A 19,439-nucleotide genomic window follows, 5' to 3' on the forward strand; every position below is an offset into this window, starting at 1 on the left:
GAACATCGAATGCCTGTCGAACTCGTCGAAACGAAACCGAAGGCCGCATTGCCGGTCCATCTGGTCGCCAAAGGCGGTCTGGAAGCAGCGGGCCTTGCGCCGTCCTCGATCGCCTGGGCCAGCGCCAACGGCTTTTCCGGCGAGGCCGGCAGGACGCTTGTCATGCCTGGTGAGAACGGCGCTGTTGCCGGCGCGCTGTTCGGTACCGGCGATGACGAGGGCGCGCTTGCCGTCGGCGCGCTGGCGCGCGCCCTGCCGGAAGGCGACTGGTATTTTGCCACCGCCCCGGACGAGCCGGAACTTGCAGCCGTCGCGCTGATGCTCGGCGGCTATGTCTTTACCCGCTATGGCAAGAAGCCAGGCAAGGCGCTACGCTTCGGGCTGCCCGCCGGGGTCGATGCGGCGCGTGTTCGCCGCACCGCTGAGGGTGTTTTCCTGAGCCGCGATCTGGTCAACACGCCGACCAGCGACATGGGGCCGGACGAGCTGGAGAAGGCGGTGCGGACCCTGGCAGCGGCGCACAAGGCCGAGGTATCGGTGATCAAGGGCGATGACTTGCTCAAGCAGAATTTTCCGATGATCCACGCGGTCGGCCGCGCCTCAGTGGGTGCGCCACGCCTGATCGACATGGCATGGGGACCGAAGAACGCGCCGAAGCTGACATTGGTCGGCAAGGGCGTCTGCTTCGACACTGGCGGCCTCGACATCAAGCCGTCTTCGGGCATGCTGTTGATGAAGAAGGATATGGGCGGCGCCGCCAACGTGCTGGGCCTCGCCTCGATGATCATGGCCGCCGGGCTGAAGGTCCGGCTGCGCGTCCTCATCCCCGCGGTCGAGAATTCGATTGCCGGCAACGCTTTTCGGCCCGGCGACGTCTTGACCAGCCGCAAGGGCATCACCATCGAGATCGGCAACACGGACGCTGAAGGGAGACTGGTGCTGGCGGATGCCCTGGCGCTGGCCGACGATGAGGAGCCGCAGCTGCTCATTGACATGGCGACGCTGACCGGGGCCGCGCGTGTCGCGCTCGGACCCGATCTGCCGCCCTTCTACACCGATGACGACAAGCTGGCGTCGGACCTGGCGGCGGCTTCGGTCGCGGTCGAGGATCCGCTGTGGCGCATGCCGCTGTGGCGGCCCTATGACGCAAAACTGTCGTCGAAGATCGCCGACATCAACAACGTCACCACGGACGGTTTCGCCGGCTCGATAACGGCGGCACTTTTCCTGAAGCGTTTCGTCGAAAAGACCACGGCCTGGGCGCATTTCGACATCTTCGCCTGGAACCCGTCCGATCGCCCGTATGGTCCGGCAGGCGGCGAGGCGCAAGCCATCCGCGCGCTGGAACGGATCATCTCGAATCGCTTTGGCTAACCTTGCGAGCAGAGCGAGCAAAGTTACCCAAGACTGAAACGGAACCGAAACAATTTGCCGTCATGCTGGCGCGATGTCGATTTCCATGCGCCCGAGCCAGGCTTTGCGACTGTGGCAGCAGGTGATGCTGTCGCAGGTGCGTGAGGACGCGCCCGATCTGACGATGCGCCAGACCGCGATCCTGTTCACCATCTATCTTGACCCGCCGCCGCATACGGTGCGCGGGCTCGCCGCCCGGCTCGCCGTCACCAAGCCGGTCATCACCCGGGCGCTCGATACGATGGGCGCGCTGAAGCTGGTGTCGCGCCACCGCGACGAACTCGACAAGCGCAACGTGCTGGTCAAGCGCACCGTCGAAGGCGCGCTCTTTGTCGAGCGCTTTGGCGATGGTATTATCGCCCGAGCCCACGAATTGCCCATCTAAGCATGATCCCGAAAAGTGGGAACCGGTTTTCGGAAAAGATCATGCTCAAACAAGTCAATCTGACAGAGTTGCCGATTTGACCGCCAGGGATGCCCGCCTTCACGCCTTCCGTTCCGATCTCGCCGATGCACGGCTGAAAGGCGAGGTCACCGCGGACCGTTTTGTCGCCGGCCGGCCGGCGCGGATATCAGCCTCCGTCGCCGATGTGCGCAAGGCGCCGCGCCCCGATGCCGGCGTTAACACGCAACTTCTGTTGGGCGACGACGTCCTTGTCTTCGAGGTCGCCGAGGGCTGGGCCTGGATCCAGGCCGAGCGAGACGGCTATGTAGGCTATGTCGCCGACACCATGCTGGGCGGGCGCGACCATGCGCCCACCCACATCGTCTCGGTACCGCGCACCTTTCTCTATCCGGGGCCGGATCTCAGGTTTCCCCTGAGCGGACAGCTGTCGATGGGATCGACGGTCATGGTGACAGGTGGCGCCGAAACGCGCGGCACGCACTATGCGCTGCTGCCTTCGGGCGAAGCCCTCATCGCTGGCCATCTGCGGCGTGTCGCTGAAGCTGCCGCCGACTATGTAGCGGTGGCGGAGACCTTCCTCGGCACACCCTATCTCTGGGGTGGCACCTCCGGCTTCGGCATCGATTGCTCCGGCCTGGTGCAATTGGCCATGCGCATGGCCGGCAGGAACGTGCTGCGCGATTCCGACATGCAGGCGGCTAACCTCGGCGAGCCGCTCGATCCAGGCGCGGATTTCGCCGGGCTGCGGCGCGGCGACCTTGTGTTCTGGAAAGGCCATGTCGCCGTCATGACCGACCCTGAAACAATGATCCACGCCAATGGCCATACGATGCTGGTGTCGCGCGAAGGGCTGAAAGAGGCGATCGCCCGCATCGGCTATCTCTACGGTGCCCCGACCGGGTTTCGGCGGCCTTAGTCTCTTCCTTCTCCCCGTCACTATACGGGGAGAAGGTGCCCGAAGGGCGGATGAGGGGCGGCGCGAACCCTCGGCCGCTGGCGCTGCCCCTCACCTGCCTGCCAGCATCCTCTCCCCGTAAACGGGGCGAGGGACGCTCTCCGATCACCTTTTGTTCCGATTCTGCTTGGCGATTGCGCGCGCTCGCGCTACCTCTGGCGGGTGACAGAGCAGCCGCGCCTTGCCGAACAGAGTGCCACTGTGGCCCTGCCCGAGCCATTTATAAGATGGTTCGGCGAAAAAGGCTGGTCGCCGCGCGCCCATCAGGTCGAATTGCTGGCAAGGGCGCAAGCCGGCCAATCGGTGCTGCTGATCGCGCCGACCGGCGCCGGCAAGACGCTGGCCGGGTTCATGCCGTCGCTGACCGAGCTCGCCAACCGTCCGAGACGAAAGCCGGGACAGGCGCATCGCGGCATCCACACGCTTTACATTTCGCCGCTGAAGGCGCTGGCCGTCGACATCGAGCGCAATCTCGGCAAGCCGGTGGAAGAGATCGGCCTGCCGGTCACCATCGAGACGCGCACTGGCGACACGCCGGCGCACAAGCGCCAGCGGCAGAAGCTGGTGCCGCCCGACATCCTGTTGACCACGCCCGAGCAACTGGCGTTGCTGATCGCGGCACCCGACGCCAGGCGCTTCTTCGAAGACCTACGTTACGTCGTGCTCGATGAGTTGCATTCGCTGGTGATCTCGAAGCGCGGACATCTGCTGGCGCTCGGGCTGGCGCGGTTGCGCAGCATCGTTCCTGGCCTGCAGACCATTGGATTGTCTGCGACGGTGGCCGAGCCGGATCAATTGCGCTGCTGGCTCGTCAGCCAGAACCCACAGGGCGCTATGGCCGGGCTGATCACCGTCACCGGCGGCGCCAAGCCGGACATCTCCATCCTCGATTCGCAGGAGCGTGTGCCGTGGTCCGGGCACTCGGCCCGCTACGCCATTCCCGAAATCTATGAGGCGATCAAGCGTCATCGCACGACGCTGCTGTTCGTCAACACCCGCAGTCAGGCCGAATTGCTTTTCCAGGAGCTGTGGCGGTCCAACGAGGACTCGCTGCCGATCGCCTTGCATCATGGGTCGCTCGATGTCGGCCAGCGCCGGCGCGTCGAAAAGGCAATGGGCGACAACGCGCTGCGCGCCATCGTCGCCACCTCGACGCTCGATCTCGGCATCGACTGGGGCGATGTCGACCTGGTCGTGCATGTCGGTGCTCCCAAGGGCGCCAGCCGGCTGGCGCAGCGCATCGGCCGCGCCAATCACCGGATGGACGAGCCGTCAAAGGCGATCCTGATCCCGGCCAACCGCTTTGAGGTGCTGGAGTGCCGGGCAGCGTTGGACGCCAACTATCTCGGCGCGCAGGACACGCCGCCGCTGATCAATGGCGCGCTCGACGTGCTGTCGCAGCACGTGCTGGGCGTCGCCTGCGGCGCGCCCTTCAATGCCGATCTTCTCTTTGAAGAGGTGCGCAGTGCCGCGCCGTACGCTGGGCTGGAGCGCGAGACGTTCGACCGCGTCGTCGATTTCGTCGCCACCGGCGGCTACGCGCTAAAGAATTATGAACGCTACGCCCGCATTCGCCAGACCAAGGACGGGCTGTGGCGCGTCTCCAATCCGCGTATTGCGCAGCAATACCGGCTGAACGTTGGCACCATCGTCGAGATGCCTGAGCTCAATGTCCGCTATGTCAGGCAGGGACGGGGCATGGCCGGGCGCGGCGGCCCGGTGCTCGGCAAGATCGAGGAGTATTTTGCCGAGACGTTGCGGCCCGGCGACAATTTCCTGTTCGCCGGCAAGGTGCTGCACTTCGAAGGCATCCGGGAAAACGAATGCGTCGTCTCCAACGGCGCCGGCGCCAACATCATCGTGCCGTCCTATGCCGGCGGCAAGTTTCCGCTGTCGACCTATCTCGCCGACCAGGTGCGCGGCATGCTGGCTGACAGCGATCGCTGGCAGGCACTGCCCGAACAGGTCGCCGACTGGCTGCGCCTGCAGAAGGAAAAGTCGGTGCTGCCGAAGCGCGGCGACCTGCTAGTCGAGACCTTTCCGCGCGGCAACCGCCACTACATGGTCGCCTATCCCTTCGAAGGCCGGCTGGCGCACCAGACGCTCGGCATGCTTCTGACGCGCCGGCTGGAGCGCGCCAACGCTCGGCCGCTCGGCTTCGTCGCCACCGACTATTCGCTGGCCGTCTGGGCGCTGGACGACATGGCAGCGCTGTTCAAGGCGAAGAAGCCGTCGCTGGCTGCCTTGTTCGACGAGGATATGCTGGGCGACGATCTCGAGGCTTGGCTGAACGACAGCTGGATGCTGAAGCGCACCTTCCGCAATTGCGCCGTAATCGCCGGGCTGATCGAAAAGCGCTTTCCCGGCCAGGAGAAGAGCGGCCGGCAGGTGACGGTGTCGGCCGACCTAATTTACGATGTGCTGCGCAGCCACGAGCCGGACCATATTCTGCTGCAGGCGACGCGCACCGACGCCTCGTCCGGGCTGCTCGATGTCAGCAGACTTGCCGAGATGCTCTCGCGTGTCCGTGGTCGAATCATGCATAAGCATCTCGACCAGATTTCGCCGCTGGCGGTGCCGATCATGCTCGAGATCGGCAAGGAGTCGGTGAATGGCGGCGCCAATGAATCGCTGTTGATGGAAGCCGCCGATCTGGTCGAGGAGGCGATGGGCCAAAGATGAGTTTTGGATTGAGATGAATTTTTCGCTGGCACGCGCATCGCTGATCGCCGAGGCCGACATGGTCGGCATCGCCGGCGAGCGCGCGGTCTGCGATCCGCGTGGCGTGCTCTATTTCCCGGACCTCAGGTTGCTGGCGGTGTCCGACCTGCATCTGGAAAAGGGCTCGTCGCTCGCCCGCCGCGGCACGCTCATCCCGCCTTACGACACCGGCGCGACCTTGCTGCGGCTGCAGGCGGTGATATCGGATTATCAGCCGGCGATCGTCATCAGCCTGGGCGACAGCTTCCACGATGGCGGCGGCGCCGAGCGCATGCATGCAAGCTTCCGCGAGCGGCTGGAAGCGCTGATATCAGGCCGCGACTGGTTCTGGGTCGCTGGCAATCATGACCCGGATGCGCCGGCTGACCTGCCCGGCGAAACCGTGCGCGAACTGGCCATAGGGTCGCTGCTGTTTCGGCACGAACCTTCAGCGGTGAGGGTGGAAGGCGAAGTCGCCGGCCACCTGCATCCCTGCGCCCGCATCGTCCAGCGTGGCCGCTCGGTGCGGCGGCGCTGCTTTGCCGGCGACGGCGGCCGTATGATCATGCCGGCTTTCGGCGCCTATACCGGCTCGCTCAACGTACTCGACCGCGCCTATGCCGGGCTGTTCCGGCTGGAGACGCTGATGGCCTACATGCTCGGCAGCGACCGCATCTTCGCCATCTCCCGCTCGATGCTGCGGCCGGGTTGAACTCTACCGACCGTAGTAGAGTGTCACGGTGTGCTTCGCTTCGGCGAAGAACAGCCAGCGCTCGACCAGCATGCCGGCGAATTGGGCGATGGCGGCGAGCGCCGAAACCACCGCCGCGAACGGCCATGGCAAGGCGAAAGCGGGGACCAGCAGCATGACGGGCAGCGCGAAAGCCAGAACCTGCGTGATCTGGCGCAGCCGCACGCTGTGCTTGCGCGCAATGCGAAAGCCCATTTCCTTGAGCAAATAGTTTTCCTCGGTATGCGGCCACTCAAGCGACCGCACCGTACCACCCGCGAGCCCGGTCGCGGTGTTGGCGTTGGTCGGGATTTCCAGCGCATCATTGTAGTGCCATGTCGCCAGCTTCCAGCCCCAGCCAAGCAAGATTAGCAGCAGCGAAGATGCCAGAAGCATGGTCGAGCCCAAGCCGAACCCTCGCAGCAGCGCGTTCAAAATCACGCTGCCGGTCATCGCCGAAAAGATCAGATAGGCCGGCAAGGTATGGCGGCTGTGCCATTGGGCGATCGGCTTCAGCGAGGCATAGATCATGCCGGTGGTGCAGACAGTGACAACCGCGCCGACAGCCGACAGCACCCCGGCGATGGCCACCCAGCCGTCGGTGCGGCCGAAAAACACCCAGCCGATGCCGAACAGCCCTGCCGGGATAAAGGTGGCGACCGAGGCAACGCCTTCGCGCGACAGCCATGAGCTTCGCCATTGCGAGAATGCCCGCCAGGCGCGTTCGGGTCTTCCGAGATGTCCGGCCGACGACAACAGGCCGGCCGCGATCAAACCAAGCGCCAATCCCATGCCGACCAGTCCCAGCCAGAAATCTGGCGGGATAAACCCTTGGCCGGCGAGCACGCCAAGCAGCGCGAGCAGGCCGTAGCCGGCGCCCGTGGCGGTGGTGAAGAAGACGACGGAAAAGGCTGGATGCATGGATGTCAGTTCGAAAGCATGCGGTCGACCCAGCCGAGGAAGCCGCCCTCGGCCCGCACGGTTTCGAGCGCCGGTGCGGCCACCGATGCGGCGCGTGTGGTGTGGGCGCGCGGCGGCAGGTACTTGTTGGTCGGCTTGTAGCCCATCTCCGGCATCAGGTCGACGCCGCCACGCTCGGCCACCAGCAGCGAGACCGCCGACAGCGGATCGCCGAGATCGCCGAAATGCCGGGCGCTGGTCGGGCATGCGGCGACGCAGGCCGGCACGCGGTCTTCCTCGGCCAGATTGTCATTGTAGATGCGGTCGACGCACAGCGTGCATTTCTTCATCACACCGACATCGGTGTCGAATTCGCGCGCGCCATAGGGGCAGGCCCAGCTGCACAATTTGCAGCCGATGCATTTGTCCTCGTCGATCAGCACGATGCCGTCCGAGGCTCGCTTGTAGGAGGCGCCGGTCGGGCAGACGGTGACGCAGGCCGGCGTCTCGCAATGCAGGCAGGAGCGTGGAAAATTGACCGTGCGCCCGCCCATCTCCGTTGTGTGCTCGTAGCTGTGGACACGGTTGAACCAGACGCCGTCGACGTTGCCGCCATAGGGATCGATGTCGGTCAGCGGCGCCATGTGGCCGCCAGTGTTCCATTCCTTGCAGGCGGTGACGCAGGCCTGGCAGCCGACGCAGGTGTCGAGATCGATGACGAGACCGAGCTTCTTGTCGGTGTGGGCGGGAAGGCAGGTCATTCGGCGGCCTCTCTTGCCCGGCGGAATTCGGCTCCGAAAGTCAGCCTGTCGGGCGAAGGCTCGAAATGCGGCGGCTGCTGAAAACGCTCGAATTGCGGCTCGGTGAAGCCGGCTTCCTCGATCGCGCATTTGACGATGCGCACACGCAGGTCGAACCATGCCGCCTGGCCGGTGACCGGGTCGGAATTCGAATAGCGCTTGCCGTTGGCGTCGGCAGAAGTCTGGTCGCCGATGATGTGATTGAGCAGGAAGCCACGGTTGGATTCCGCTGCATCGTCCTTCAGCCCCCAGCTGCCGCGCCTTTTGCCGATGGCGTTCCATGTCCAGACCGTATCCGCATTGACGCCGTCGACCAGCTTGATCTGTCCCTTGACCTTGCCGTTGATGCTCTCGACCCACACCCAGTCGTCATCGACCAGCCCGAGGCCGGCCGCAGTCTGGTGATGCACGAACAGCCGGTTCTGGCTGGTGATCTGCCGCAGCCAGGCGTTCTGCGAACCCCAGGAGTGATACATGTGCATCGGCCGCTGCGTCAGTGCATGCAGCGGATACTTTTGCAGGTCGACCGATGCCTCTTCGAAAGGCGCGTACCAGAATGGCAGCGGGTCCATGTAGGTCTCGATGCGGCCGCGCTCTGCTTCCGGCGGCAGCACCTTTCCATGGCCGCGCGCGGCAAGGCGAAAACGCTGCAGCGGCTCGGAATAAAGCTGGAAGACGATCGGCTCGGCCTTCGGGATGAAACCCATGCTTTCCGCGAAGTTCAGATAGGAGCGGTTGGCCATCTTGTAGTAGCGCTGGTCGTCGGCAAAATCGTGATGCCAGAAGCCGCCATTGTCGATGTAGCGCTGCAACTGGTCAGGATTGACCTCGCCTCTGCCGATCGAGGTCCCGTCCTTGCCGCGCCAGCCGGCAAGCGGGCCGATGCCCGGCGTGCGTTCATGGTTGACGATGTAGTCGGCATAATCGCGGTATTTGGCCGTGCCGTCGTCATTAACGAAACCGGGCAGGCCGAGCCGCGCGCCGAGCTCGATCAGGACCGTCTGGAACGGCCTGACGTCACGGTCGTGCTCGACCACCGGATGGCGGATGGCGTCGCCCGGCCCGTCGGCATGGCTGATCGGCCGGTCGAGCAGACTGATGCAGTCATGCCGTTCGAGATAGGTGGTATCAGGCAGCACCAGATCGGCGAACGGCACGGTCTCGGAATAGTAGGCATCGGAATAGATGATGAAGGGGATCTTGTAGTTGCCGTCGTCATCGCTGTCGGTCAGCATCGCCATCGTCTCTACGGTGTTCATCGACGAGTTCCAGGCCATGTTCGACATGTACATGAATAGCGTGTCGATCCTGTAGGGGTCGCCGGCCCAGGCGTTGCGGATCACCGTGTGCATGAGGCCATGCGCGGCAAGCGGCGCGTCCCAGGAATAGGCCTTGTCGATACGAACGGGCACGCCGGCATCTTCGACCAGCAGATCGTCCGGCCCGCAGACGAAACCGAGCGGCATGCCCTCGAGCGGCATCATCGGCCTGACATTCTTGCCGGCGGGCCTCAATTCCGGCGGCGCCGATCGGGGGTAGGGCGGCTTGAAGCGAAATCCGCCGGGAACATCCACCGTGCCGAGCAGCACCTGCAGCAGATGGATGGCGCGGCATGTATGAAAACCGTTCGAATGGGCCGAGATGCCGCGCATCGCATGCATCGAGACCGGCCGCCCCTTGATCGTCTCGTGCTGACGCCCGGCCCAGTCGGTCCACGCTATCGGCAGTTCGATGGTCTGCTCGAAGGCGACATGCGCCAGTTCGGCGGCGATCCGCCGGATCGTGTCGGCAGGGATGCCGCAGCGTGCGGCGACCGCATCCGGCGCGTAGCTTTCCTCGAGATAGCGGTCGGCGACAAGCTGGAAGACAGGCACGCAGCGGCGGCCGTCTATGGTGAAACTGCCGGTCAACGCCGGTTTCGCCTCGGCGTCGGTGGCGTTGACTGGCGTCTTCGCCACTCTGTCCCAGGCCAGCGGATTGCCGTCGCCGTCGCGCACGAACAGGCCGTCATCGGCAGCGCCCGGGTCCTGGATGACGAGCATGTGAGCGTTGGTGTAGCGCAGCAGATAATCGAGATCGACGCGGCCGGCTTTCAGCAATTCATGGATGAGCGCGAAGACGAACAGCCCGTCGGTGCCGGGCCGGATGCCGATCCAGTCATCGGCAATGGCGTTATAGCCGGTGCGGCACGGGTTGATCGAAACCACCTTGGCGCCGCGCGCCTTGAGCTTGCCCAAGCCGATCTTGATCGGATTGGAATCATGGTCCTCGGCGACGCCGAACAGCATGAAGTATCTCGTGTTGTCCCAATCGGGTTCGCCGAACTCCCAGAACGAGCCGCCGATCGTGTAGAGGCCACCGGCTGCCATGTTGACCGAGCAGAAGCCGCCATGGGCGGCGAAGTTCGGCGTGCCGAACTGGCTCGCCCACCAGCCGGTCAGCGATTGCGACTGGTCGCGCCCGGTGAAGAAAGCAAGCTTTTTGGGATCGGTTCGGCGGATGTTGGAAAGCCTGTCAGTGGCGATGGAAAGCGCTTCTTCCCATTCGATTTCGCGAAACTCGCCCGAGCCGCGCGGGCCGCTGCGCAACAGCGGCTTCTTCAGCCGCGCCGGGCTGTAGTGCTGCATGATGCCGGCGCTGCCCTTGCCGCACAGCACGCCGCGATTGACCGGATGGTCCTTGTTGCCGTTGATGTAGCGGACCTTGCCGTCCTTGAGGTGGACGTCGATGCCGCAGCGGCAGGCGCACATATAGCAGGTGGTCTTGGCGATGCTGTCGGAGATGCTGGGCGAGGTGTCGACGCCATCGCCCTCGTCGGGTGCGCGCGTGTCGGCAAGCGGCCGTTGCGACGGTGCGGAATTGGCGCCGCGTGGCGCTGCGTGCCTCATGATCCGGGCGCGCTTTTGCGGTCCGCGTTCTTGGCTCTCGTCTTGGGTCCGGGACCGCGCATATAGTGCTGCTCAGGGTGGTAGCGTTCGCCGGCGACGCGCCGCCTCAGGCTGCGCGTCCAATGTGCGAACAAAGACTTGAACCGCCCCATCAATTTCTAACCCTCGCGACTCAGCCGCGATATTTTTCCAATTCCGAGCAGAAACTTAGAACAAAGCAATCGATCTGTCTAACAAGTTGCTCTTGTAATTCCGATCGAATTTGTTTCTTAATTCGTCATGACTCTCGATCAGTTGCGCATCTTCGTCGCCGTCGCCGAGCGCGGCCATATGACCAGGGCGGCAGAGTTGCTGGGCATCTCCCAGTCGGCGGCGTCGGCCGCCATCCGCTCGCTCGAACAGCAGCACGGCGTAAAACTGTTCAACCGCGTCGGCCGCAACATCGAGCTGGCGCAAACCGGGCTCAGGTTCCTGCCCGAGGCCAAGGCCGTCCTCGAACGGGCGGCAGCCGCCAACAATGTGCTGGAGCATGTCTCGCAGACGATATCAGGCAGCCTGTCGATAGCCGCCAGCCAGACCATCGCCAGCTACTGGCTGCCGCGCCGGCTGGCCACCTTCCACGAAGCCTACCCCGCCGTCAGGCTGAGCGTCACCATCGGCAACACCAGGCAGGTCGAGACCAACGTTCTCGACGGCACAGCGGATTTCGGCCTGGTCGAGGGGCGCACCGAATCCGACATTCTTCGACGCGCCAAGGTCGACGTCGATCGCATGGTTCTGGTCGTGGGGCGTTCGCATCCCGAGATCGCCGAACTGTCGCACGGGCATCCCGACATCAAAGGACTGCGCTGGATCATCCGCGAAGCCGGCTCGGGAACGCGCGAGGTGCTGGAGGATATTGCAGGTCGCGAAGGGATTTCGTTCGCCGAGCTGCAGATATTTCTGGTGTTGCCCAGCAACGAGGCCATTCGTCAGGCGGTCGAGGCCGGCGCCGGCGCCACCATCATCTCGGAACTCGTCGTCGCGCGCGCGGTTGCCGAGGGCAGTTTGCGCGCGGTGCCGATCGACCTGCCGAAGCGCGATTTCGCCATGATCACCCACCGCGACAGGCAGGCGAGCCTCGCGCAGATGGCGCTCAAGGCGCATCTGGGCACGAAGGTGCCGGAATAGACTGCGCTAGCCGAACTTCCGCTGGGCATCCAACGCCAGGCCAAGCCCGACCGAGCCGAACATGTCGCCTTCGATGACTGACGTTTGCGGGACCAGCGCCAGGATCTGCTGCCTGGCCAGCGGGATGGCCGTCGATCCGCCGGTCAGGAAGACCGCGGTGATGTCGGACGGTTTCACCTGCGCATCTTGAATGGTCTGCGCCACCGTGGCGGTCACCCGCTCGATGTCCCGGTCAATCGTTGATTCCAGCCCGGCTCGCGTGATTTCGGCGGCGAACTTTACCCCCGACAGCGCGACCGTCACATCGGTCGATAACCGGTCAGTCAGCTCGATCTTGGCCTTCTCGACCAGCGCCGCCAGCGCGTGCCCGTAACGGTGCTCGACAATGTGAATGAAGCGGTCGACCAGGTCGGCGCGTTCGGCCTCATAGCGGATCTGGCGCAGATGCGTCATCGCCCTGGCAGTGTAGACCAGGTTGATGCGCTGCCATGTCGCCAGATCGATGAAGTAGCTGGCCGGCAGATTGCGCTTGCCGTCCTTGGTCGGCGTGAGATAGCCGAGCTGCGGCATCACATGGGCGATGCTCAAAAGCCGGTCGAAATCGGTGCCGCCGATATGGACGCCGCGGCTGGCCAGGATGTCGTCCTTGCGATCGAGCGAGCGGGCGCGCTGAGGCGAGACCCGTACGATCGAAAAGTCCGACGTGCCGCCGCCCATGTCGACGATCAGCGCCAGCTCCTCCTTCGCCACCTTCTGCTCGTAGTCGAGCGCGGCTGCGATCGGCTCGAACTGGAAGGCAATGTGCTTGAAGCCTTGCGCGCGGGCGGCGTGTTCGAGTTCACCCTCGGCCTTGGCATCCGCCGCGGCATCATCGTCGACGAACTGCACCGGACGGCCGAGCACCACGCTCTCGACCGTGTCCTTTGCATCTTCCTCCAGCCGCTTCTTCAGATGTCCCAGGAACAGCCCGACAATCTCCATGAAACCGATCGAGCGCGACTTGATGCGCGTCTTTTCACGGGCAAGCGAGCTGCCGAGCACGCTCTTCAGCGAGCGCATCAGGCGGCCTTCGATGCTGTCAGTGTAGTTGGCGATGGCGTGGCGGCCGTAATAGGTGCGGTTATCCTCGAAATTGAAGAACACCGCGCTTGGCAGCGTCACCTGGCCGTCCTCCAGCGCCACCAGCCGCGGTTGGCCGTTCCTGACCACGCCCACGGTGGAATTTGACGTGCCGAAGTCGATACCGCCGAATGCTGGTCGCATGGCCTGTTCCTGTAATTGCCTTTGGCGAGCGCCATGGGAAAGCGCGCATCCGGGGACCGGACTGCTCTACCGAACCGAATTGTTTGTATGTGCCGGGTGGCTGGGAGAGCGCGGTCTAGCGCATGACCCTCAAAAGGGAAACCGTTTTTCGGAGAAAGCCGATCCTAATCGCGCCGGAAGATCAGTCTTCCGAGCCAGCCTGTCACCATGGCCAGCGACACCGCAAAGACGCCATAGAGGAAGGAGTAATCATGGGCGACGCGAAAGACTGATTGCTCGAAACCCGACTTGCGGATCTCGAGCTGGGCGGAGCTTTCCTTGATGAACAGGCCGCTCTTGAACAGGAAGGCCCGCGCCTTGTGGGTGCCGACCGGGACATTCGGCGCCAGTCGCACCGTGGCGCGGAACAGGTTCTGCGACAGGAACTGCACGCCGCCGACATTTTCGCTGTAGAGCCCCGTCGCCGACTTGCGCTCGCGCAGCGCTGTCGTGAATTCTTCGATCGTCGCCGGGCTGTCACCTTCGTCGGTCGGCTGCATGTAGAGGTTGGAGGCGCCGAGCGACAACTGCTTGTAGCTGTTCGGTTCGGTGATGTCCTGCAGCGGGCGCGTCGTTGCTACCGAATAGGACATCGGCACGTTCTCGAAGGTTTCCGACTGCAGATTGACCCAGACGCCGAGCACCCGGTCCTTGCGGCGCACCACCACCGGCCGCGCCGGCCCTTCGAGCACGACGATGACGTCGTAGCGGCCCTGGCGCGCGACCAGCGGGTCGGCGTTTTCCAGTGAGCCGAAGATGGTGAGGTCAGCGCCGGAAAAGCCGGCGGTGATCGACACGGCATCGGTCGACAGGCCGATCTGGATGCTCTCGGTCGGCAGTGTCTGCCCGTTTGCTGAGGAGGTGGCGGCGAGCAGCGACAGAAATGCAGCGGCCACGAACGTCTTCAACCCCGCCATCAGCTAACGCCCGCGGCGGTCAGCGAGTAGAGGTTGGGCGGCGTGACGAAGAGGTCGATGGCAAGCCGGATGGCGACCGCCAGCACCAGCAGAGCCAGCAGCGCGCGGAGCTGTTCGCCGCGCAGCTTCTGCCCGGCCTTGGCGCCATATTGCGCACCGGCGACGCCGCCGGCCATCAGCAGGAAGGCGAGCATCACATCGACCGTCTGGTTGGTCGTGGCGTGAACCAGCGTGGTGTAGGCCGAGGTGAAGATGATCTGGAACAGCGAGGTGCCGATGACGACATTGGTCGGCACTTTCAAGAGATAGATCAACGCCGGCACCATGATGAAGCCGCCGCCGACGCCCATGATCGACGACAGGAAGCCGATGCCGGCACCAAGGCCCAGCACCGGGATGACGCTGACGAACAGTTTCGAGGCGCGGAAGCGCATTTTCAGCGGCAGCCGGTGGATCCAGTTGTGCTGGCCGGATTTCTTCAGCACCGGTGCGGCACCACTGCGGGTGGCACGCAGCGCATTGACGCTCTCGACCAGCATCAGCCCGCCGACGGTGCCGAGCAGCACGACATAGAGCAGCGAGATGAACAGGTCGAGCTGGCCAAGCCGTCGCAGGAAGGCAAAGACGAAGATGCCGCCAGTGGAGCCGACGATGCCGCCGGCCAGAAGCACGCCGCCGAGCTTGAAGTCGAGCGTGCCGCGCTTCATGTGCGACAGCGCCCCGGAGAAGGAAGAGGCGATGACCTGGTTGGCGCCGGTGGCGACCGCGATCGCCGGTGGAATGTTGTAGAAGATCAGCAGCGGGGTGATGAGGAAGCCGCCGCCCACCCCGAACATACCCGACAGGAAACCCACCGCCGCGCCCATGGCCAGCAGCACGAAGACGTTGACGGAAATTTCCGCGATCGGGAGATAGATGCCCACCCGTCAGTCTCGATCAGTGTGCCCTCGGCGAATGCAACCGTTGCGGGCATTTTGCGCCGAAAAGCTAAATTGTTCTTGCGCCGGCAGGGCCGCGAAGTCAAACCTCGCCACGACGCCGAAACAAAAAACATCTCAATCAGTTAACAGGCAAATGTGTGGCAAGGGCGTCGCATAAGCGACGCATCTGCCGTTATTTGTGCGCAAGCAGCGCCTTGACCAGTTTTTCGTCGATCTCGCCGGTCGCTTTCATCTTGTTGTCGGTCTGGAACGCCATGATGGCGTCCTTGGTCTTCTGGCCGATCACACCGTCGGCGCCGCCGGCGTCGTAGCCATTCTTGTTGAGAATGAGCTGGATGTTCGTGACTGCCTTCTTCATGTCGATGCTGGCGGTCGTCTGCGGCGCGCCTTCCTGCCATGATTCAGGGATGTCGGCCGAGTTGGACGCCGGATCGAGCGGCTTCGGCTTCCACAGATCAGTGGCGGCGCGTGCGCGCTCCAGCTGCTCGGGCCGCAGCGCAGCGGCGATCTCGTCGCGTTTGGCCGCCGCGTCCTTGTCGCCGGTCTTGGCGACGAGCGCGAACCATTTGTAGGATTCTTCCAGGTTCTGCTTCATGCCGACGCCCTTGGCTGCCAGGATGCCGAGATTGAACTGGCTGTCCTTGACGCCGACGTCGGCGGCGGCCTGGAACCAGTGCGCCGCCGACTCATTGTCGGTGACGCCGTCCGCGGCCATGGCGAACAGCACGGCCAGATTGTGCATGGCGCTGGCATTGCCCTGCTCGGCGGCGAGCTGGTACCAGGTCTTCGACTTCTTGATGTCGCGGGCGACGCCGATGCCCTTTTCGTAGAAATTGCCGATGCGGTATTCGGCCGGAGCAAAGCCGAGCTCGGCCGATTTCTCGTACCATTTGGCCGCCGCCGCCATGTCTTCCTTGACGCCGCGCGATTCGGCATAGCGCGAGCCGATCTCGAACAGCGCCTTGGCGTCGCCGCCGGCAGCCGCGTCGCGCAAGGCGGCCGGGCCGGCATCGGCCGGGATGTCGATCTTGGCGGTGGCCGTGGTCGCCGAAGCGTTGGTAGGCGGAACCGCGCCGGTCGTATCCTGGGAAGGGGCTGGCGTGGCGGCCATCGGCTGGGTTTCAGTGTCAGACGCCGCCGGTCCGGCAGCGGCCGGAACAGCCGAGGCCGTCGCGTCCATTGCAGGAGCTGCCGCATCGGCAGACGGTGCCGAAGCCGTCGGCGCCGAAACCGGCGCGGCGACATCGTCCATCGGTGCTTCGGTGTTTGATGGCATGGCCGAGGCAATTTGCGCCGGCATCTCGTCCTTGGCTGCCGGTTCGGTGGGCTCTGCTTGCCGGACCATGCGGGCCGGCGCGTCCTGCACGGCTGCCGGCGGTTCTGCCTTGGGCTCGTTCGTGGTGCTGACCGCAGCCGTTTTCACCGGCTGTGCGGCGACGATCGGCGCGGCATCGTTGCCGGCCACTTCGACCGGGTCGGCGAAGAAGGCCTTGCCCAGTTGCAGGCCGGCAAGCGCCAGCATGATCGCGATGGCTCCCATCAGGATCGGCTTGCGCCGCGCCTTGAGCAGGTCGCCGATCCTCAACGCCTTTACCGGACCTTTCATCGTCGACTGGCGTTTCAGGGCCTCGGCCTCGGCAGCGGCGGCCTGCGCGGCGCGCCTGGCTGCGGCAATGAAATCGGATTTCGACGCATCGGTATCGCTGTGCCGCACTGGCTGGCCGCGCTCGTCGCGCACGCGCTTCATGATTGCGTTGAGGTCAGGTGCGCCCGAGCCGGGTTCCAGAGGCCGGTTAGCGAGCTTCGGATCGAGCGGCTCGTCGAGATCAACGCTCGGAATGTCGACATTGGGCGCCGAGCCTGGAAGCGGCGGGATGTCTGCCTGCTTCTTTCCCTTGAAGGCGCGTGCCAGTCCGCCAAACATCGACGTCTTGCGGCCGGGCTGGCCGCTCCTTTCCGGGATGGCGTCCGAGCCGAGCGCCGCCATGGCGGCAGCAGCTGCGGCTTCGGCTGGCGAGCGCGGCCCCGGTTCGCCACGCGTAACCGGTTCGCTACGCGCAACCGGTTCGCTGCGTACATCCGGGTCGCCATGCGTAACCAGGTCGCCATCCGCACCTAGCTCGTTGCGCATGATGGCAGCGGCGCGGCCGTCGAGGTCGGCCATGTCGCCCGTCAGCGGCTGCGGCTGGTCGATATCCATCGACGGCGGATCCTGCACCGCGATCTTGGAGGTGCGGGTCGCCCGGACCGTCCGCGCACGCGCCGGCGCGGCCGCATCGACGAGTTCACTCACCGCCTCGATCGGCTCGTTGGTTTCCAGCGAGCCCAGGCGGTCGACGATCTTGAGCAGAGTGTCGTGGATGGCCTCGAACGTCCGCGAATTGCGTTCGTCGGAACGGCGGGTCAGCGATTCGAGTGTCTTCAGATCCTGAGCGAGGCCGGCAACGGCTGCCGTATTGGCGCTGGACCCGGCCATCGTGCGCACGGCACTCTCGGCAGCCTCGCGCGCCGCACCCAGGATCGAATCGCGGGTTCCGGCCAGCGACTTTTCGATTTCGTTGAGGCGCGGGCTGATGTCCTCGAATTCCGGCAATGGTGTGCCGGGCTTGGACAGATGCGCCGACAGGCCCGAGACCTGCGCCTCGAGGCTGCGGATCAGTGCCGGGTCGATGCCCGCCACCTGTGCCGCCGACGATTCCAGCCGGCTTGAGATGTCTTCGAGCCGGCTTTCCAGGCCACGGATCGCCGCCTCGTTGGCGGGGTCCGGCGCGCGCGTCTCCATGCGCTTGGCCAGCGCCGTGAAGCGGGCGTCGATGGCGTCCATGATACCGGCGCCGTCGACTTGCGGCGTGCGTTGGTCCAGCCGGTCGGCAACTTCGTCCAACCGCCGTTCGAGATCGCGAAACAGCATATTGCCCTGTTCGATCGCGTCACCCTGGCGGCGTTCCATCATGCCGGACAAAACGTCGAAACGCTGCTCCAGCCCCTGGAAAATATAGTCGGCGTCCGGCATGGCCGGGGCGCGGTCGATCTTGTCGGCGATCAAGGCGATCTGCTTGCCGAGGCGCTCCATCGCCTGTTCCGGCAGGTTGGCCCGGCCGGCGAGATCGTCGACCCGGTCCGACAGCATGTTGAGGCGGTCGATGACTTCGCCGCTTGGGCGATCCTGCGTGACTTCCTCGATCTGCTGGGCAAGCGAGGCGATCCGCTTTTCGATGCGCTCAAAGAGCTCGGGATCGACGGTATTGGCCTGGGCGGCGACGGTCGAGGCGACGATGGCGCGGGAAATTTCGTCAAGCCGGTCGTCGATCATGCCGAACGTATCGCTGCCGCGATTGTCCTGCTGGCTGGCGAAATGATCCACGGCGCCGGCAAGCGTGCGAACCTTGTCCTCGAGCGAACGCAACGACAGCGATTCCGGCAGATTGTTGACCGCATTGCTGATCTGTTCCAGCCGATCGGTCAGCATCGAAAAGCCGGGCGCGTCCGACCGCTTGCGCTGGTCGGCGTCGACGCGATCCTCGAAAGCGCTCCAGCGCCGGTCGAAATCGTCCCAGCGGCGGTCGACCGCCTGCACGCTCTCCTCGCGCGCCAGCGTGTCGAGCGCGGCCTTGACCTGTTCCAGCTCGAGCCGCAGCATGTTGACGCTTCTATCGTCACTCTTTTCGGCCAGCGTGTGGATGGCGCCGGAGAGCCGCTCGAACTCGACGCCGAGTTCGGCGCTGCCCTTGCCCGACTGGCCGCCCGATTGGCTGCTTGCCTGGAAAGCCCGTTCGATGTCCTTGCGCAGCGCGTCGAATTCGCGCTGCAGGCCGACGGTCATCTGGTGGCGCAGTTCCTCGCGCAGGCCGCGCAGTTCACCGGCGATCTTGCCGACCACCGCGACGCTGTCTTCCTGGCCGCGCACGCGGTCGATGTCGCGGGCGATCGTCTGGTATTTCTGATCGAAGGCGGGTGCTGCCGATGCCGGGCTATTCAGCCGCTGCGCGGGATGCGGATCCTCATACCAGCGTGGCTGGCCATAGGGCTGGGCGCTGGCATAGCGCGGCTCGGCGCCGGGGCGGCGCGGATCGACCCGCTCTGCCCTGTCCTCGCGCGTCCGCTCCAGCCGCTGTTCCAGCGTTTCCAGCGAACGGTTCAGCTCTTCAAGTGCGGCATGCGGCCTGCGCTGCCTGCCGGCGTTGAGTGTATCGAGATAGGACCGCTTGCTGTTCATCGATGCGCCCGTTTTTCAGAATTGCTGGCTTGCAACCAGTTTTCCCCAAAGTTCCTGCCGGAACCGAAGGCGCCCGCAGCCTTGCTGCGGTGGAAGACAGG

At 64.7% G+C, this 19,439-nt stretch carries 13 protein-coding genes; 6 read left to right on the forward strand and 7 right to left on the reverse strand.

Going from position 1 to position 19,439, the window contains the following annotated elements; translation table 11 throughout:
- The first annotated feature begins 9 nt into the window (after positions 1-9).
- The 5 genes from AC1D0N_RS04245 (at position 10) to pdeM (ending at position 6,186) form a co-directional block, all read left to right on the forward strand.
- Positions 10-1,374 (forward strand): leucyl aminopeptidase family protein, encoded by a 1,365-nt coding sequence (locus AC1D0N_RS04245; protein ID WP_477241689.1) that lies wholly within the window; start codon positions 10-12, stop codon positions 1,372-1,374.
- Positions 1,375-1,447: 73 nt separating this feature from the next.
- Positions 1,448-1,798 (forward strand): MarR family winged helix-turn-helix transcriptional regulator, encoded by a 351-nt coding sequence (locus tag AC1D0N_RS04250; protein WP_477241691.1) that lies wholly within the window; start codon positions 1,448-1,450, stop codon positions 1,796-1,798.
- 76 nt (positions 1,799-1,874) lie between these two features.
- Positions 1,875-2,735 carry a C40 family peptidase gene (locus AC1D0N_RS04255; protein WP_477241692.1) on the forward strand — a complete coding sequence of 287 codons (861 nt, stop codon included), beginning with the start codon at positions 1,875-1,877 and terminating at the stop codon, positions 2,733-2,735.
- A 201-nt stretch (positions 2,736-2,936) separates the two neighbouring features.
- Entirely contained in the window at positions 2,937-5,456 is a 2,520-nt protein-coding gene (locus AC1D0N_RS04260) for a ligase-associated DNA damage response DEXH box helicase (RefSeq protein ID WP_477241693.1), read from the forward strand.
- 13 nt (positions 5,457-5,469) lie between these two features.
- A complete protein-coding gene (gene pdeM, locus AC1D0N_RS04265) occupies positions 5,470-6,186 on the forward strand; it encodes a ligase-associated DNA damage response endonuclease PdeM (RefSeq protein WP_477241695.1) in 717 nt (238 codons plus the stop codon).
- A gap of 3 nt (positions 6,187-6,189) precedes the next feature.
- Here pdeM and AC1D0N_RS04270 read toward each other — a convergent pair whose 3' ends face one another.
- The 3 genes from AC1D0N_RS04270 to AC1D0N_RS04280 are packed head-to-tail and all read right to left on the reverse strand — an operon-like array spanning position 6,190 to position 10,792.
- Entirely contained in the window at positions 6,190-7,125 is a 936-nt protein-coding gene (locus tag AC1D0N_RS04270) for a dimethyl sulfoxide reductase anchor subunit family protein (protein WP_477241697.1), read from the reverse strand.
- 5 nt (positions 7,126-7,130) lie between these two features.
- Positions 7,131-7,865, reverse strand: a complete 735-nt coding sequence (locus AC1D0N_RS04275) for a 4Fe-4S dicluster domain-containing protein (RefSeq protein ID WP_477241699.1) — start codon at positions 7,863-7,865, stop codon at positions 7,131-7,133.
- Positions 7,862-10,792, reverse strand: coding sequence for a molybdopterin oxidoreductase family protein (locus AC1D0N_RS04280; protein WP_477241701.1), 2,931 nt, complete (start codon positions 10,790-10,792; stop codon positions 7,862-7,864). Before AC1D0N_RS04280 ends, AC1D0N_RS04275 begins: the two co-directional genes overlap by 4 nt.
- Positions 10,793-11,071: 279 nt before the next feature.
- Here AC1D0N_RS04280 and AC1D0N_RS04285 point away from each other — a divergent pair, with 279 nt between their 5' ends.
- Complete coding sequence (locus tag AC1D0N_RS04285; protein ID WP_477241703.1) at positions 11,072-11,962, forward strand: LysR substrate-binding domain-containing protein; 891 nt, start codon at positions 11,072-11,074, stop codon at positions 11,960-11,962.
- Positions 11,963-11,968: 6 nt separating this feature from the next.
- Here AC1D0N_RS04285 and AC1D0N_RS04290 read toward each other — a convergent pair whose 3' ends face one another.
- The 4 genes from AC1D0N_RS04290 to AC1D0N_RS04305 form a co-directional block, all read right to left on the reverse strand.
- The gene (locus tag AC1D0N_RS04290; protein ID WP_477241705.1) at positions 11,969-13,225 is read right to left on the reverse strand and encodes an Hsp70 family protein; all 1,257 of its coding nucleotides are present in this window, start codon (positions 13,223-13,225) and stop codon (positions 11,969-11,971) included.
- A gap of 164 nt (positions 13,226-13,389) precedes the next feature.
- Positions 13,390-14,181 carry a TIGR02186 family protein gene (locus AC1D0N_RS04295; protein ID WP_477241707.1) on the reverse strand — a complete coding sequence of 264 codons (792 nt, stop codon included), beginning with the start codon at positions 14,179-14,181 and terminating at the stop codon, positions 13,390-13,392.
- Complete coding sequence (locus AC1D0N_RS04300; protein ID WP_477241709.1) at positions 14,181-15,104, reverse strand: sulfite exporter TauE/SafE family protein; 924 nt, start codon at positions 15,102-15,104, stop codon at positions 14,181-14,183. Before AC1D0N_RS04300 ends, AC1D0N_RS04295 begins: the two co-directional genes overlap by 1 nt.
- A 190-nt stretch (positions 15,105-15,294) precedes the next feature.
- Positions 15,295-19,338 carry a peptidoglycan-binding protein gene (locus AC1D0N_RS04305; RefSeq protein WP_477241711.1) on the reverse strand — a complete coding sequence of 1,348 codons (4,044 nt, stop codon included), beginning with the start codon at positions 19,336-19,338 and terminating at the stop codon, positions 15,295-15,297.
- Between the last annotated feature and the right edge of the window lie 101 nt (positions 19,339-19,439).

The organism is Mesorhizobium sp. P2_E10, from assembly GCF_056404235.1.

What these genes read in the sequence shown, in the direction of transcription:
- AC1D0N_RS04245 (WP_477241689.1), top strand. Translation starts at nt 10, where the DNA reads ATGCCTGTCGAACTCGTCGAAACGAAACCGAAGGCCGCATTGCCGGTC.
- AC1D0N_RS04250 (WP_477241691.1), top strand. Translation starts at nt 1,448, where the DNA reads ATGTCGATTTCCATGCGCCCGAGCCAGGCTTTGCGACTGTGGCAGCAG.
- pdeM (WP_477241695.1), top strand. Translation starts at nt 5,470, where the DNA reads ATGAATTTTTCGCTGGCACGCGCATCGCTGATCGCCGAGGCCGACATG.
- AC1D0N_RS04270 (WP_477241697.1), bottom strand. Translation starts at nt 7,125, where the DNA reads ATGCATCCAGCCTTTTCCGTCGTCTTCTTCACCACCGCCACGGGCGCC.
- AC1D0N_RS04275 (WP_477241699.1), bottom strand. Translation starts at nt 7,865, where the DNA reads ATGACCTGCCTTCCCGCCCACACCGACAAGAAGCTCGGTCTCGTCATC.
- AC1D0N_RS04280 (WP_477241701.1), bottom strand. Translation starts at nt 10,792, where the DNA reads ATGAGGCACGCAGCGCCACGCGGCGCCAATTCCGCACCGTCGCAACGG.
- AC1D0N_RS04285 (WP_477241703.1), top strand. Translation starts at nt 11,072, where the DNA reads ATGACTCTCGATCAGTTGCGCATCTTCGTCGCCGTCGCCGAGCGCGGC.
- AC1D0N_RS04290 (WP_477241705.1), bottom strand. Translation starts at nt 13,225, where the DNA reads ATGCGACCAGCATTCGGCGGTATCGACTTCGGCACGTCAAATTCCACC.
- AC1D0N_RS04295 (WP_477241707.1), bottom strand. Translation starts at nt 14,181, where the DNA reads ATGGCGGGGTTGAAGACGTTCGTGGCCGCTGCATTTCTGTCGCTGCTC.
- AC1D0N_RS04305 (WP_477241711.1), bottom strand. Translation starts at nt 19,338, where the DNA reads ATGAACAGCAAGCGGTCCTATCTCGATACACTCAACGCCGGCAGGCAG.